Source organism: Oryzibacillus soli (assembly GCF_051594765.1).
Taxonomy (GTDB): domain Bacteria; phylum Bacillota; class Bacilli; order Paenibacillales; family NBRC-103111; genus Paenibacillus_AR.
Map to the genome: position 1 here is coordinate 135,526 of NZ_JBPPGJ010000014.1, position 14,556 is coordinate 150,081.

Here is a 14,556-nt window from a genome sequence, read left to right on the forward strand (position 1 = left end):
TTGTATGCCCCCGCGCGGGGCTCGCAGAACCGGGGATGCCGCCAGGCACACCGGCACTTTCGGAGGTGGGAATATTTATACAGAATAACGGCACGATAATGGGGTAAGTCACCTGAGTCTTCGATGGGAGGTGCGCCGCCATGTCCGCCATCCGAGAGCTGCTGCAGGCCTTCGAGCACTGCTCCGATCTGACGCATGAACGAGCTCCGCAGCTGGAGCTCGATTACCTGTACTTCGAGCATTTGACGGGGAGGGAGGAGCTGGCGCGGGGCATCACCGACCCCTTGAACCGGCTCGGGAAGGAAGAATTGGAGGCCCTTCTGGCCCGATCTGCCTACAAGAAGGCGGAGAGTCCCTCCCATGCGGTCGTCCATATCCTGGACGGCCAGGTCGCCCTTGTGTTCCGGGAGCAGATCTATCTCTACGATGCCGCCGCTCCAAAAGAACGCTCCGTGGAATCCTCCGACACGGAGACCACCATAACCGGCCCGAAGGATTCCTTCACCGAATCCATCTCCGTCAACCTGTCCCAGATCCGGCGCCGGATCAGGAGCACCCGGCTGAAGGTCATCCTCCTGGAGCTTGGCGGGACGATGGCCGTCCGAGTCCGCCTGCTCTATCTGGAGGACGAGGCCGATTCCGATACCGTGGAGGCCATTCGGAAACGGATCGAGGAGGTAACCGGCACCGTTACCGATGTGAACGAGCTGGTCCAGCTTCTGGAGGAGCATCCGTACTCCGTCTTCCCCCAGTTCTATACGACAGAGCGGCCGGACCAGGCCGCCGCCCATCTGCTGGAGGGCAAGATTATCGGGCTGTTGGACGGAAGCCCGCGGGCTTTTTGCGCCCCATCGATGTTCTATGACTTCTTCTCCACCCAGGATGACTATTACCAGCGCCGGATACCCGCCGTCGTGCTGCGGCTTCTCCGTTTCGCCGCCCTGCTGGTAACCTTCACCGCCACGCCGCTCTATGTATCGCTGCTCACGTTCCATTACGAGATGATCCCGAGCACCCTGCTCTTCAATCTGATGGAGTCCCGGAACAAGGTGCCGTTCTCCCCGCTGATCGAGGCCATCGTCATGGAGATGACCATCGAGCTCCTCCGGGAGGCCGGCTCCCGGCTCCCTACCAAGATCGGCCAAACCATCGGCATCGTCGGCGGTATCGTCATCGGCCAAGCCGCCGTTCAAGCCGGCATCACCAGCAATATTCTGATTATTGCGGTGGCGGTGTCCGCCGTGTCCTCCTTCGCCGTTCCCAGCTACATGATGAGCACCTCCATCCGGACTGCACGATACGGCATCATCCTGATGGCCGGTCTGTTGGGCAACTTCGGGATCATCATGGGCATCGGCTTCATGGTGGTCCACCTGTGCTCCCTGTCCTCGTTCGGGGTTCCGTATATGTCCACCACCTTCAGCAAGCTCACGCTCCGGAAGAAATAATGGCTCCCCCTTAGGAGGTGGCGACATGGCCAAACCCGGCATAGCCAGCATGGTCTGCTTGACCTACACGCTGCAGAGCGGCGTCTTCATCTTCATTCTGCCCCGGCTCCTGGCCCAGACCCTCGGGACCAATGCCTGGCTCCTGGTCCCGGTCTGCGGTCTGGCGGCAGCCGGCAACATCGGGCTGATCGCACTGGTCCACCGGCTGGCCAGAGGACGTCCGGTTCCCGAGCTTCTGGAGCGGCTCCTTCCCAGAAGGCTCCTGACTGTCCTATACGGGATTCTGGCTCTGTTCTGGGCTACCCTCGCCGAGCTGGTGTGCAGGGAGCACACTCTGACCGTCCAACTGATTTCCTTCCCGGCCACCTATCCCATCGTCCTATTGGTATTCGTGGAGATCGTCGTCCTTTATCTGGTGATCAAGGGCTTCGAGACCATCTGGAGATCTGCGGTGTTCTTTTTTGTCTTCAACTTCTCGGTGGTCTTCCTCGTGACCCCCATCCTGCCCCAGGTGGAATGGGCCCGGTTCACCTCGTTTTGGGGGAAGGAGGGGCATTACAGCCTGATGGGTCTTCTGGATATCTACAGCGGGTTCCTGGGTTATGAGATGTTCCTGTTCCTGTATCCCCATGTCAAAATGGGCAGGCTGTTCACTGCCGTCCAGCTGGGCAACGGCCTGGTGACCTTCGTCTATACCTGTGTCGCATGGGTCTGTATGGGCTTCTACAGCCTGGAGCAGCTGAAGATCATCAAGTACCCCGTTCTGAACCTGATGGCTTACGTGGAGTTCCCCTTCCTCGTGCGGATTGACGACTTTATCTTCAATCTGCTCTTCCTGAAGATCCTGATCTCCACCTCCACGTTCACCTGGGTCGGAGCCTCCCTTCTGAAGCGAACCGTCGGCACGGGCAAACATCGTGTGGAGGCCCTCCTCATTACCGTCTCTACAGCCGGGGTCCTTCTGCTGGTCCCTCCCACCATCCAGGATACGGCTCGGGTGCTCAGCTGGTTCGCGGCTGCCGAGACAGCCGTCGCCTTTTTGCTGCCCCTTGCCGCACTCTTGTGCGTGGGTCTGGTGCGAAGGAAGGAGAGGCGAGACTCCTATGCATAACAAGAGGATTTCCGTTTGCGCTGCCGGAATGCTGCTGCTTGCCGGTTGCGGAGAGCAGCGGAAGCTGGAGGATCTGGGTATGATCCACGCAGTGGCCCTCGACAGGATCTCCCGCGGCACCCTCCAGGTCGGGGTCAGCATCCCGAAGCCTTCGGAGGGAGGCAAGCTTTTTAGCGAATATCAAACGGTCCAGGCAGATTCGGTCAAGGAGGCCCGGACCAAGATCCAGCGGAGAACCGGGGAGATTCTGGTCTCCGGCCAGCTTCGAACCATCCTCATCGGCAAGGACCTGGCAGAAGGCGGGATATGGCGGTATATGGATGCCTACCAGCGAGATCCCATCATCGGGGAACGGACCCTTATCGCGGTGGTGGATGGACCGGCCAATAATATCCTCTCGTCGGACTATCCGGACAGGCCGTCAGCCGGCGATTACGTGAACAAGCTCCTGCTGCGGGACGCCAAGATTCATGAATCCCCGGATGTAACGGTATACAGCTTCGCCCGGGACTTTTACGACGATGGCATTGACCCCATCGCCCCCCTGCTCAAGCTGGAGAGCCGGAATGTCAGCATCAGCGGCATCGCCCTGTTCCACGGCGACTCCTATGCCGGAAGCGTGGCCGCCCAGGATATTATCCGGTTCCTGCTGCTGTACGGCAATGCCCGTCAGGGAGAGATCGCCATGAAGCTGGACGGGAATGAACAGGTCATGATCAGCGGGCTTCTCTCCCACCGTCGGACGAAGGTCATGCACAGCAAAGGCGGGGAACCGGAGGTGGAGATCCAACTGCGGATCCGGGCCTCCGTATTGGAATATATCGGAGAGAGAGATATCGGCAAGGAGGAGGATCAGGAGTGGATCATTCAGCAGATTACGAAGCATCTGGAAGCCTCGATGCAGGATCTGGTGGCCCAACTGCAGGAGAAGAACGCGGATGCTCTGGGCATCGGCAAGCGGGTCCGCAATGCCATGGGATACGATGAATGGAAGGCTTACGACTGGAACAGCCGGTATCCGAAGCTGAAGATCGGCGTCAAGATCCGACTGCTGATTAAGGATTTTGGCATTAAGGAAGGGTAGGCGGAGAGCACAAGGACGGGCTTGGGCCAACGTCAGGTCAGCAGCCGATACACCGTCAGAACGGTGCCTGCCGCGAAGATAGAGGTGAAGATCGTCTTGTTATGCTTGGCGAGCCACTCGGGCAGATAGATGTCGAAGCCTGGGTGCCGTTCGTCGGTATAGCGGTAGGCCCATACGGTCAGCGGGCATCTCCACTTGAAGGCCAGGAGGACCACGCCCTCCAGCACCACCAGACCGATGGCGGCATACACGGTTCCATCGATCCGGTCCACGATGCCCGCATAGACGATGTAGCCGATGACGGTCACAAAGAAGGCCCAGACTACAGTATGGGCGATTTTCAGGGCCAGCAGCTTTTTGGCGTTCATGGCATTCCCTCCTCCTCTTCTAGCACCATTATACCGGATCCTCATGCCAAAAAGACGCCCTCCAACGAGGACGTCTGATTCGGCCGGATCCCTGCCGGCCGCGCGGTTATGTCTGCAAGAGAAGGAGGATAATGGACGAGAGGCTCAGGCACACGCTTAAGAGGCACAGGAAGGCCACCACTTGCTTGGGGTTCAGGCCCATCCGGAGCAGCCGGTAATGGGCTTGTCCCGCATCCGCCTGGTAGATGGGCTTGCCCTGGAGGAAGCGCTTGACCACGACGAACAGGTTGTCGAATATGGGGACGCCCAAGGCCAGCACCGGCACGAAGAGCGACAGGATGGTGGCCTGCTTGAAGGCGCCGTCCAGCGCGATGACGCCCAGGATGAAGCCCAGGAAGGTGGCGCCCGCATCGCCCATGAACACCTTGGCCGGCGGCTTGTTGTACCGGAGGTAGGCCACGGTCACTCCGACGAGGATGATGGCCATCATGGCCGAAGAGCCCTGCCCCTTGGCCAAGGCTACCACGAAGAGGGTGACGCCCGAGATGCCGGCCAAGCCTCCCGCCAGGCCGTCCATCCCGTCGGAGAAATTGATGACCGTCGTCACGCCGAACAGCCACATGATGGTCAGGACAAATTGCAGCCAAGCCGGAAGCACCTGGAACTCTCCGGTCAGCGGATTGTAGAAGCCTTCGAAGACGATGCCCGAGGTATAGACTAGAACGGCGGCGGACACCTGCACCAAGAGCTTCGGCAGGGCGGGAAAATCCTTCCCCCGGGTCTTGTACCAATCATCCACGGTCCCGATGGCCAAGAGGAGCAGAGAGCCCCCGAGGATGGCCAGGGTCGTCTTGGTGAAGCCGCCGGTAAACAGCGGATAGATGGCGGCGAAGCCGATGAAGATCGCGTAGCTGGCCGTGAGCGGAATGGGCTCGCGGTGGATTTTGCGCTCCACGTCCTTGCGGGGCTTGTCCACAAAGTCGATCCGGAATCCCCACCGTCCGAACGGAGGAATCAAGACATAGACGATGCCAAACGACAGCAGAAATGCGAGCATATACAACAAGCGCCATCAACTCCTCGTTAGGTAGGGGCATTGCACCACTCTTATTATAAGGCACGGTGTCGGACCCCGTCGATTGCTATTATCCAAAAATATCCTCGGGCCCGTACAGCCCGTGGTCCCGGCCCACCGCCCATCCGGCCGCCTGCACGGCGCCCCGGGCAAAGGCCGTCCGGCTCTCGATGCTGTGGCTCAAGTTGATCCGCTCGTTCTCCCCGCTGACGAATTGAACGGTGTGCTCGCCCACGATTCCGCCTGCGCGGATGCTGTGAACCGGAATGTCCCTCTCCTGCGAACCGGCCTGCCGCCTCTCCTCCAGGATGATCTCCCGCAGCCGCTTGGCGGTGCCGCTGGGACGGTCCCTCTTCCCCTTGTGGTGGGACTCGAGAATGTCGATGTCCGTCTCCTCCTCCATAAGCCGGGCCGCCAGCCTTACCAGCTTCAGGAACCGGACCACCCCGGCGCTCAAGTTCGGCGCCAGCACCACCGGCACATGCCCGGCCAGCTCCCGGATCCGGCTCTCTCCCTCGCCGCAGAAGCCCGTCGTGGCCAGAACCAGAGGCTTGCCTGCCTCCCGGTAGGCGGCTACATGCTCCAGGAACGCCTCCGCGCAGGTGCAATCGATATAGACATCACAAGCGCCGAAGGTGTCCCGGATGTCGTCCGTGATGAGCCGGCCGGTTTCCCTGCCGCCGGTCAGGACCGCCAGATCCCGCCCTACATACGGATTTCCCTTGCGGGCCACCACCGCCGCAGCCTCCATCTCCCCATCCCCCTCCAGGACGGCGAGGATATCCCTGCCCAGCTTGCCCGTTCCTCCGATGACCGCTGCTCGTATCATGGTCTCTCTCCTTTGGTATGGTGCATGACCTCTTCCATTAGCTTATTCCGTTCCACCGGGGGGACAGCCCTTATGCGCGTGATGTTCCAGCCGGGCATTCTTCAGAAGGCTGTCCACGCCGCTGGTTCTGTTCCCAAACCGGTCACCGGTCAAGGAGCCGGCCGGTCGGCCGCATCCAGCTCCAGGAGCCGCCGGAGCTCCGCCGTTTCCTTCTCCTGGAGCATCGCCCGCTTCCTCCGTCCCTCGATGGCCAGCTCCAGCTTATCGCCCCGCGGCGTGATCCACATCGCATACACCCGGTGCTCGGCGGGCTCCTCCACCCGGAAGCTCAGCCTATAGTCGGGCTTCCGCTCCATCAGGGCTTCCGCGTCTCTCCAGTCCGCATCGTGCAGCAGCTTGTAGAGGGAGGCCAGTCGCTCCCCCTCGAAGGCCCCGATCTCCCGGAGCTCCCGGTAGGTGCCGTCCGGCTGGCGGCGCTGCAGCACCGCAGGCTCATACCGGTAGGCACCCGGACTCCGGGAGGGCACCTCCATCTCCAGCTCGCCGTACCGGTTGTAGGCCTTCATCTGCAGCTTCTCCATCTCCAGGAAAGCGTGCCAGATCCGATGCCACTCCGGAAGCAGGATATTCGCCTCCACCGTCCGTCCTTCGGAGTCCGTCAGCTCGATCCGGTCGATGTCCGGGTCCCGGATGTACCCGTAGACCAGGTAGGGCCGGCTTCCGTCCTCCTGGTCGATGCCCGTCATATCGACGGTGACGGGCATTTCGGCGGCCTTCGCATGGGAGGAAAGCAGCTTCCAGCCCTCCCGTTCGTTGTGCCGGAAGACCGCCAGTCCAAGGCCCTCCTGCCCGTTGTCGAAGGGAGAGCGGTAGAGGGCGAAGGTTTTGTCCCCCGCCTCGCCCCGATGGAGGATGCTCTGTCCCTGGCGCTTGTGGGTCTTGGCGAACTCCTCTTCCAGCGTTGCGCTCTTGCAGCCTGATGCAGCCAGCCAGCAGCACACCGACAGGAGCAGCAGCCCGTATCGTTTCATGGAGGCGCCTCCCTCCTTGGCCCCATATTTTGCTAATTGGACGGCGGAGGTCCGCAAGAAGTTGCAATTCCCGTCGAAAAAAACTCTGATGCCGCCGGTTCGCTCAGGTGCTGCGGTGTAACCAGGCTCCTTCGCTCCATACAAAAGCCTCCATTCCCGCCCCATGGCGGTTGGAGGCTCTTGCTCAGCGACGCTCTATGATCATCAGCATGATAGAAGGCCCGCCTTATGCAATCGACGTCGGCGTGCCGAAGATGGTCGTGTACCCGGGGATGGAAGCGAGAATCGTTTCTGCCTCCTCCGAGGTCATGGACCCGAAGCGCTCCGCCGCATCCACGATCTTGGGGAACAATCGGGTATCCCCTGCGCTGGCAAAGCCGGCGAGCCCCGGGAAGGACAGCACGAAGTGCACGCAGGCGTCGATGACCCGCTGCTCGTCGAAGGGCTCATACCAAGTGGCATAAGGCCGCTCCGCACCGGGCTCCCAGGGAGCCTTGGCGATGGCCTTGATGGCGCGCACCGCCGTCTCCTGCTTGGCCGCCTCCTCCATCAGGGCGTCGAAGGCCTCCCGGTACTCGGGCAGGGAGTACAGGTAATAATTCAACGGGAGGAGGACGGTAGCGAACGGAAACCGGCGGAGCGCCTCCAGATGGACGGCCGGCGTCTCATGTCCATGGCCCGTAATACCGATGGCCTTCACGATTCCCTCGTCCCGGGCCTCAACGGCCGCTTCCAGGGCGCCGTTCTTGGCGGTGCACTGGTCCAGCTCCTCCATGGTGCCTACGGCGTGCAGCTGGAGGAGGTCCACACTGTCGACCTGCATCCGCTCCAGGGAGCGGTAGATCTCGGCCTTGGCCTTCTCCTTCGTGCGCTCCCCCGTCTTCGTCGCCAGAAAAATGTCCTTCCGTACCTTATGGATCATAGGTCCCATGCGGAGCTCCGCATCCCCGTAGCTGGCCGCCGTGTCGAAATGGTTCACTCCATGCTCCAAAGCGTAAGCGATCGAGGCATCCGCCGTCTCCTGCTGCACGTTCCCCAGGCTGGCGGCGCCGAACATGACCACAGAGCCCTCATAGCCCAAGCGTCCGATCTTCCGTTTCAACATCCTCCCGTACCCCTTCCCTGCGTGTAGAGTCGCTGCCTACCTGTAAAGATTTCCCTGCCCATTGTATTCGATACGGCGGGGTCGTATTCCTGCCCTCCGGGCTGGGGGCCGTCACCACCCTCTTCACCTTCGGGGAGAGAAGACTTGCCCGAATAGCACCTGTATAAGATCGACACAAAATCCGCCCCCTTGGGATCTCCAAGAAGGGCGGATGCATCGTCTCTCTTGCGGCTAGAATTGGAAGTATATAAAATTGCTCTGCTCTCCCTGGCTGGCGAGCACCAGAACCGTCAAAGCCAACGTGTAGACCCCTGCCCGCACCGGAGCCGGCACCTGCTCCTGCCACCATGCGGAAATCTTCCCCGCATGGGTGAACAGCAGGTATTCCAAGAGATGCAGCATGGCCAATCCCAGGATGATGAGCCAGAAGTGGTGCACCCAGCCGGGGAATATGAAAGCGCTTGGCATTAGCATCCTGCGGATCAGCACCAGCGCCTCCTTCAGATGCTCCGTCCGGAACAGCACCCAGCCGATGCAGGTCAGGGCGAAGAAGACGGCGACTGCGGCCCCCTTGTAGAGCCAGTGCTCCGTCAGCCGGGTCCAGCCCGCCGCACGCAGTCCGTTGCGGTACAGCTTATGGGCGATCAGAAGCCCGCCCTGGTACATACCCCAGAAGGCAAAGGTCCAGTTGCTGCCGTGCCAGATGCCGGACAGCGTCATGGCGGCGAACAGTCCGCCGTACTGCCGGATAGGTCCGTGCCGGGAGCCGCCCAGCGGAATGTAGATGTAGTCCCGGATCCACGTGGATAAGGTGATGTGCCAGCGCCGCCAGAATTCGGTGGCATTGGCGCTCACGTACGGTGTCCGGAAGTTGGCCGCCAGCTTCAGGCCGAAGAGGAGTCCCAGCCCGACGGCCAGGTCGCTGTACCCGGAGAAGTCCAGATAGATCTGGAAAGCATACAGGGCCGCCCCCGTCCAGCCCTCGGCCCCCGACAGCCAGCCCGGATGGGTGAAGAAGCTGTCGCAGTAAGGCGCGATGGCGTCCGAGAGAACGTTTTTCTTGAAGAGTCCGAGCAGGATCAGCAGGAGGCCCGACCGGATCAGCTCCGGCTGCCACCGGATGGCGGACAGGTTCCGGACCTGGGGCAGGAACTCGTTGCCCCGCATGATGGGCCCCGCAATCATGTGCGGGAAGAACATGATGAACATCCAGAAGCGGAGGAGATGGCGCTCCGGCTCGATTTTGCGCTTGCGGACATCCACCAGGTAGGAGATCAGCTCGAAGGTATAGAAGGAGATGCCCAGCGGCAGCACCAGATGCAGCCAGGTCTGGTCATGGGAGACGAGATGGAGGTTCAGCACCCGCTCCACCGAACGCAGGAAGAAGTCCGTATACTTGAACAGGAACAGGTTCCCCACCGGAACCGCGATGCCGAGCCATAGCAGGAGCCTCCCGTATCGGCCGCCCATACCCAGGGCGCACAGATACACCACGGTGGACACCGCGCCGAACAAGAGCAGATACCCCGCCCCCGCATAGCCGTAAAAAATCACATTCGCCACCGTCAGCATCCACAGCCGCATGCGGGGAAAGGCGTAATAAAGCGCCAGTGTCGGCAGGAGAAACACGGCGAAATCAAGCGTCGTGAACATCATGGCGGCGTGCCCTCCTTGGCCGAATAAGCTTGCCACACCAGCCGGGCCAGCTCGCGGTAGCCCTCCGGCATCAGGTGCGTATGATCCGTATAGAGCCGGTCCGGCAGCAGGCCGTCCACATTCAGGAATCGGGACGGAAGGCCGGACAGATAAGCATTCAGCCGTTCCGAATTGGCGATGAAGCCGGGCTTCGAAACATAATCCTTCATGAGCTCCCGGTTGATGCCGGAGAGAACCACCAGCGTATCGGCATTCGGACTGCGACGGACGATCTTCTCCAGGAAGAAGACGTCCGGGCTCTTGGCCCCCAGCTCGAACGGCTTGTCATTGAACGCGAACCGGATCTCCTCGCTGGCCAGGTATTCGGTCAGATTGCCGTAATCCTTCTCGTACCAGGCTACCGGAATGGCCAACGCGTCGCTCGGGTCCTCCTTGCGGTTCAGCCGCCGCCATTCCCGGCCGATGCCCTTCGTCAAATAATCCTTGTACGCCACCAGATTGTACCGGAACCAGAGCTCATCCCGGAACCAATCCCGGATGCCCTTGCCCAGGGCGGACGGATGGAAGGGAGGGGTATGGTCCTTCAGCTCCTCCGATTCCTTATATGGCATGGAGCGGTATGTAACCGGGTCCAGCCGCTTCAGCTCCCCCATCCACCAGAAGAGGGGCTTGGTCCAATACGGCCTCTCCACGAAGCTGCCGTAACGGAGGTTCAGAATCAGATGCTCGGTCGAAATATGCCGCTCCTTCAGCATGAGGGTCAGGGCATACATATCCCCCACTTGAACCGCAGGCAGGGACAGATTGAAGATGGCCGGCGGCTCGCCCGTTCCGTACCCGGGCCAGTCCTTCTCGATGAAGGCGTTCATGCTCTGTTCGGATCCGCCAGGGCTTCCATAGAAGACAGAGTCCCCCAGAATGATGACGTAGTGCTCCAGACGCCTCCGCTTGATCTCCCGGCTCAGCTGGTCGAGAGCCTGTCCGATGGAGCCGTGCCGGTTCAGCAGAATGTTGTAGTCCAGCCGGTTATGATAGACCTCCCGGAAGGGGACGGCCATCGGAACGAGCAGATGGACCAGAAGAAGATAGACGATCAGATAGGGAGCGGTTTTTCCGGTCCTTCGCAGCAGCGTATGCATCCATTTCACCCCTCTAATAGACGATCATAGCTGGTAAATGTTTCGTTGCCTACCAAAAAATTCTCGAATTTTGGTGTGGGCATCCGCACCGCTCCATAGCAAACAGGGACCGCCCCCGGACCGTATGATACGATCCGGGGGCGGTCCCTTTCTTATTCGTACGCTGCCGTCTAATCCTCCGGCGGCTCCCACAGGACGGGACGCCCCTGCCGCAGGGAGGCCGGCACATCGAGGAGCCGCTGGTTGGCCGAGCCCCGAAACCGCAGCTCCAGGCTCCGCCGCCCCAGCACGAAGGGGCCGTCCACCAGAACATCCGTCTCCTCCAGCAGCTCCCTCCAGCCCGGATTAGCCTCCGCTCCGGCCAAGAGGCGCTCGTAGGTGTAGCCCGTATAGGTCATGACGTGGTGGCCCAGCCCCTTGGCCCGTCGGGCCAGCTCCGCCATGGCCGGCGCTTGGGCGAAGGGCTCGCCGCCGCTCAGCGTGACGCCGTCCAGCAGCGGGTTGGACCGGAGCTTGGCCAGAATATCGTCGATCCGCCAGACTTGTCCGCCGCCCGCCGCGTGGGTCTGCGGGTTGTGGCAGCCCGGACAGAGGTGCGGGCAGCCTTGGGCGAACACCGCCAGCCTGAGACCCGGCCCGTCGACGATGGAATCCTGCACCACGCCGGACAGCCGGAGCAGGCCTGTTGCGGCGGTGCCGAGGGCTGCAGCCTGCGGGCCAGGGCTGGACGGATTTCTGTCAGGTCCGGCGGCAGCCGCAGCCGGCCGCTCCGCCACCCCGACGCCGCCCGGAGACTCTGCCCGCCAGAAGGGTCCGCTGTGTGTGATGCCCCGCTTACAGGTGCTTGACACGGTCCCGCTCCTCCGCCTTCTTGGCATCGTTGAACCGGTCCAGCGTGCCGACCAGGTAGCCGGTGATTCGGCGGATCCGCTCGAACGGCACCGCTCCCGCATCCTCCGTCCGCCCGCAGGACGGGCAGGAATCTCCGATGACGCCGGAATAGCCGCACAGCGGGTCCCGGTCCACCGGATGGTTGATGGAGCCGTAGCCGACGCCGCTTTCCTTCATAGCCCGGACGATCTTCTCGAAGGCCGCCAGGTTCTTGGCCGGATCGCCGTCCAGCTCCACGTAGGTGATGTGCCCTGCATTGGTCATCGCATGATACGGCGCCTCGAGACGGATCTTCTCATACGCATTCAGCTTATGGTAGACCGGCACATGGAAGCTGTTCGTGTAATATTCCCGGTCCGTGATGTCCGGGATGGAGCCGAAGCGCTGGCGGTCCAGCTTCACGAAGCGGCCGGCCGTTCCCTCCGCCGGCGTGGCCAGCAGGGTGAAGTTCAGCCCCGTCCGCTCCGACTCCCGGTCCATCCGCTCCCGCATGCGGGTGACGATCCGGAGTCCCAGCTCCCGGGCCTCCTCCGATTCCCCGTGGTGGCTGCCGATGAGCGCCTTCAGGCACTCCGCCAGACCGATGAAGCCGACGGACAGGCTGCCGTGCCGGAGCACCTCCCGGATCTCGTCCTCAGGGGAGAGTCCGTCCGAATCGATCCATACCCCTTGTCCCATCAGGAAGGGGAAGTTCTTCACCTTCTTGCGCGCTTGAATCTCGTAGCGCTCCATCAGCTGATCGACCGTCAGGCTGATCAGGCGGTCCAGCTCGGCGAAGAAGCCGTCCGGATCCTGGCGGTGGAGCAGCGCGATGCGAGGCAGATTCAAGGTGGTGAAGCTCAGATTGCCCCGGCCGTGAGTGATCTCCCGCGCAGGATCCGCCACGTTCCCGATGACCCGGGTCCGGCAGCCCATATAGGAAATCTCCGTCTCCGGACGGCCCGGATGGTAATACTGCTTGTTGAACGGCGCATCCTGGAACGAGAAGTTGGGGAACAGCCGCTTCGCGCTGACCCGGCACGCCAGCCGGAACAGATCGTAGTTGGGATCGCCGGGGTTGTAGTTCACGCCCTCCAGCACCCGGAAGATCTGGATCGGGAAGATGGGAGTCTCCCCGATGCCGAAGCCCTTCTCCGTGACCAAGAGGATGTTGCGGATCACCATGCGGCCCTCTGGGCTGGTATCCGTTCCGTAATTGATGGAGCTGAACGGGGTCTGGGCCCCTGCCCGGCTGTGCATCGTGTTCAGGTTGTGGATCAAGGCCTCCATGGCCTGGTGGGTGCTCTCCTCCGTCTCGGCCAGAGCCGCTTGCTCCGCCAGCTCCTGGGCCTGCCGCAGGGAGGCCTCGTCCCAGTCTCCGGCGGCTGCCAGAAGCGCGGCCTCCCGCTCCCGCTCTTCCGGCGGGCGGCTCAGGCTGGGCCGGACATAGCCAGCAGTGGCCTCCAAGCCCTCGAGGTCCCCGCGGAGCTTGTCCGCTCCGGCGGCGTCCAGCCGGCACAGCCAGGTATAGGCCTTGACCAGATTCCCCCGGTAATGCCGCACGTAGGTCTTGGCCACGCCCTCGGCCAGCCCGTAGTCGAAGTTGGGGATGCTCTGGCCGCCATGCTGGTCGTTCTGGTTGGACTGGATGGCGATGCAGGCCAGGGCCGCGTAGCTGCGGATGTCATTGGGCTCCCGCACTCGGCCGTGTCCGGTGCCGAAGCCTCCGTGGAACAGCTTCACCAGGTCGATCTGGCAGCAGGTGGTGGTCAGCGTCAGAAAATCAAGATCGTGAATATGGATGTCGCCCTTGCGGTGGGCCTGGGCATGCTCCGGCTTCAGCACGAACAGCTCGTTGAACTGCTTGGCCCCCTCGGAGCCGTACTTCAGCATCATACCCATGGAGGTATCGCAGTCGATGTTGGCATTCTCGCGCTTGATGTCGCTCTCCGAGGCTTCCTGGAACGTGATGCTCTCATAGGTCTTCATCAGGCGGGTACCCCGCTCCCGGATCTTCGTGCGCTCCTCCCGGTACAGGATGTACGCCTTGGCGGTCCGGACCAGCCCTTCCTTCATGAGCACGCGCTCCACCGTGTCCTGGATCTCCTCCACCTGAGGAGCGCTGCCGGCCCCCTCCCGCTCCAGCGTTGCAACAACCTGCATCGCCAAGAGGGAGGCCCGTACGGCCTCCGCTTCATGGGTGGCCTCCAAGGCCCGCTCCAGGGCTTGCTCAATTTTGGCCAATGAGAATGGCGCTTCCCGTCCGTCCCGTTTCCTGATGCACTCGATCATGCGTCCAACAGCTCCCCATCCAAAATAAAAGTGCGCCTTCCACCGCCTGCGAAGACGACAAAAGACGCACGGCCGCCAGCTACCCTCCGTCCATACAGACCGCAACCGGTCCGCACGGGTCTTCCCGCCGGGTATCTGATTATCCGAACCGTATCGAACACGTCCCCCATCTCCGTAGGTGTCATGTGTCCATGAACGGGCAGGTCTCCTGGCTCTGGCGTCGTCGCCCCATAGGGCCTTCCCGGCTCATGCGCCAGTGGTTCCCCCCTAAGGACTCTTCCATTACAGTGGCGGGACCGCGCCGGCATCGCACCGGACTTCCCTATTAAGCCTGACCGGCGGTCGACGCCGACCGGTGCAGACACCCTGTTCATAACTACATATAGTGACAATGTTACGAGAGTACACCAATATATTGATAGTGTCAATGGAGGAACGATGAACAATGACGAAGATGGGGCTTTGGTCCCCCTCGCCTCAAGCCCGTGTAATCTGCACCCATCCTAGGGTTAAATCTGCCGGGCGGCGAGGGCATAGAACGGAATTCC

At 61.8% G+C, this 14,556-nt stretch carries 12 protein-coding genes and 1 riboswitch; of the genes, 3 read left to right on the forward strand and 9 right to left on the reverse strand.

Annotation, left to right across the window (positions count from 1 at the left end):
• Positions 1–140: 140 nt before the first annotated feature.
• From ACSEXW_RS19360 to ACSEXW_RS19370, 3 genes are read left to right on the forward strand one after another with little or no spacing between them, the layout of a single operon-like run.
• Positions 141–1,448 carry a spore germination protein gene (locus tag ACSEXW_RS19360; protein ID WP_438447818.1) on the forward strand — a complete coding sequence of 436 codons (1,308 nt, stop codon included), beginning with the start codon at positions 141–143 and terminating at the stop codon, positions 1,446–1,448.
• Positions 1,449–1,473: 25 nt separating this feature from the next.
• On the forward strand, positions 1,474–2,559 hold the full coding sequence (locus tag ACSEXW_RS19365; protein WP_438447819.1) for a GerAB/ArcD/ProY family transporter: 1,086 nt from the start codon (positions 1,474–1,476) through the stop codon (positions 2,557–2,559).
• Entirely contained in the window at positions 2,552–3,643 is a 1,092-nt protein-coding gene (locus ACSEXW_RS19370; RefSeq protein WP_438447820.1) for a Ger(x)C family spore germination protein, read from the forward strand. The genes ACSEXW_RS19365 and ACSEXW_RS19370 overlap by 8 nt, the downstream gene beginning before the upstream one ends.
• Positions 3,644–3,675: 32 nt before the next feature.
• Here the strand turns inward: ACSEXW_RS19370 and ACSEXW_RS19375 are convergent, their stop codons facing one another.
• The 9 genes from ACSEXW_RS19375 to ACSEXW_RS19415 all read right to left on the reverse strand — a co-directional run bounded on the left by ACSEXW_RS19375 (position 3,676) and on the right by ACSEXW_RS19415 (position 14,008).
• On the reverse strand, positions 3,676–4,011 hold the full coding sequence (locus ACSEXW_RS19375) for a hypothetical protein (protein WP_438447821.1): 336 nt from the start codon (positions 4,009–4,011) through the stop codon (positions 3,676–3,678).
• A 106-nt stretch (positions 4,012–4,117) separates the two neighbouring features.
• The gene (locus ACSEXW_RS19380; RefSeq protein ID WP_438447857.1) at positions 4,118–5,068 is read right to left on the reverse strand and encodes an MraY family glycosyltransferase; all 951 of its coding nucleotides are present in this window, start codon (positions 5,066–5,068) and stop codon (positions 4,118–4,120) included.
• 88 nt (positions 5,069–5,156) lie between these two features.
• Positions 5,157–5,915: a 4-hydroxy-tetrahydrodipicolinate reductase gene (gene dapB / locus ACSEXW_RS19385; RefSeq protein WP_438447822.1), complete on the reverse strand. Its 759-nt coding sequence runs from the start codon at positions 5,913–5,915 to the stop codon at positions 5,157–5,159.
• A 149-nt stretch (positions 5,916–6,064) separates the two neighbouring features.
• A complete protein-coding gene (locus tag ACSEXW_RS19390; RefSeq protein WP_438447823.1) occupies positions 6,065–6,946 on the reverse strand; it encodes a hypothetical protein in 882 nt (293 codons plus the stop codon).
• 226 nt (positions 6,947–7,172) lie between these two features.
• The gene (locus ACSEXW_RS19395; protein WP_438447824.1) at positions 7,173–8,051 is read right to left on the reverse strand and encodes an aldo/keto reductase; all 879 of its coding nucleotides are present in this window, start codon (positions 8,049–8,051) and stop codon (positions 7,173–7,175) included.
• Positions 8,052–8,282: 231 nt separating this feature from the next.
• Entirely contained in the window at positions 8,283–9,707 is a 1,425-nt protein-coding gene (locus ACSEXW_RS19400; RefSeq protein ID WP_438447825.1) for an MBOAT family O-acyltransferase, read from the reverse strand.
• Positions 9,704–10,846: an SGNH/GDSL hydrolase family protein gene (locus ACSEXW_RS19405; RefSeq protein WP_438447826.1), complete on the reverse strand. Its 1,143-nt coding sequence runs from the start codon at positions 10,844–10,846 to the stop codon at positions 9,704–9,706. The genes ACSEXW_RS19400 and ACSEXW_RS19405 overlap by 4 nt, the downstream gene beginning before the upstream one ends.
• Positions 10,847–11,016: 170 nt before the next feature.
• A complete protein-coding gene (gene nrdG, locus ACSEXW_RS19410) occupies positions 11,017–11,697 on the reverse strand; it encodes an anaerobic ribonucleoside-triphosphate reductase activating protein (RefSeq protein ID WP_438447827.1) in 681 nt (226 codons plus the stop codon).
• The gene (locus ACSEXW_RS19415; protein ID WP_438447828.1) at positions 11,681–14,008 is read right to left on the reverse strand and encodes an anaerobic ribonucleoside triphosphate reductase; all 2,328 of its coding nucleotides are present in this window, start codon (positions 14,006–14,008) and stop codon (positions 11,681–11,683) included. Before ACSEXW_RS19415 ends, nrdG begins: the two co-directional genes overlap by 17 nt.
• 181 nt (positions 14,009–14,189) lie before the next feature.
• Positions 14,190–14,393: riboswitch (cobalamin riboswitch) on the reverse strand.
• Between the last annotated feature and the right edge of the window lie 163 nt (positions 14,394–14,556).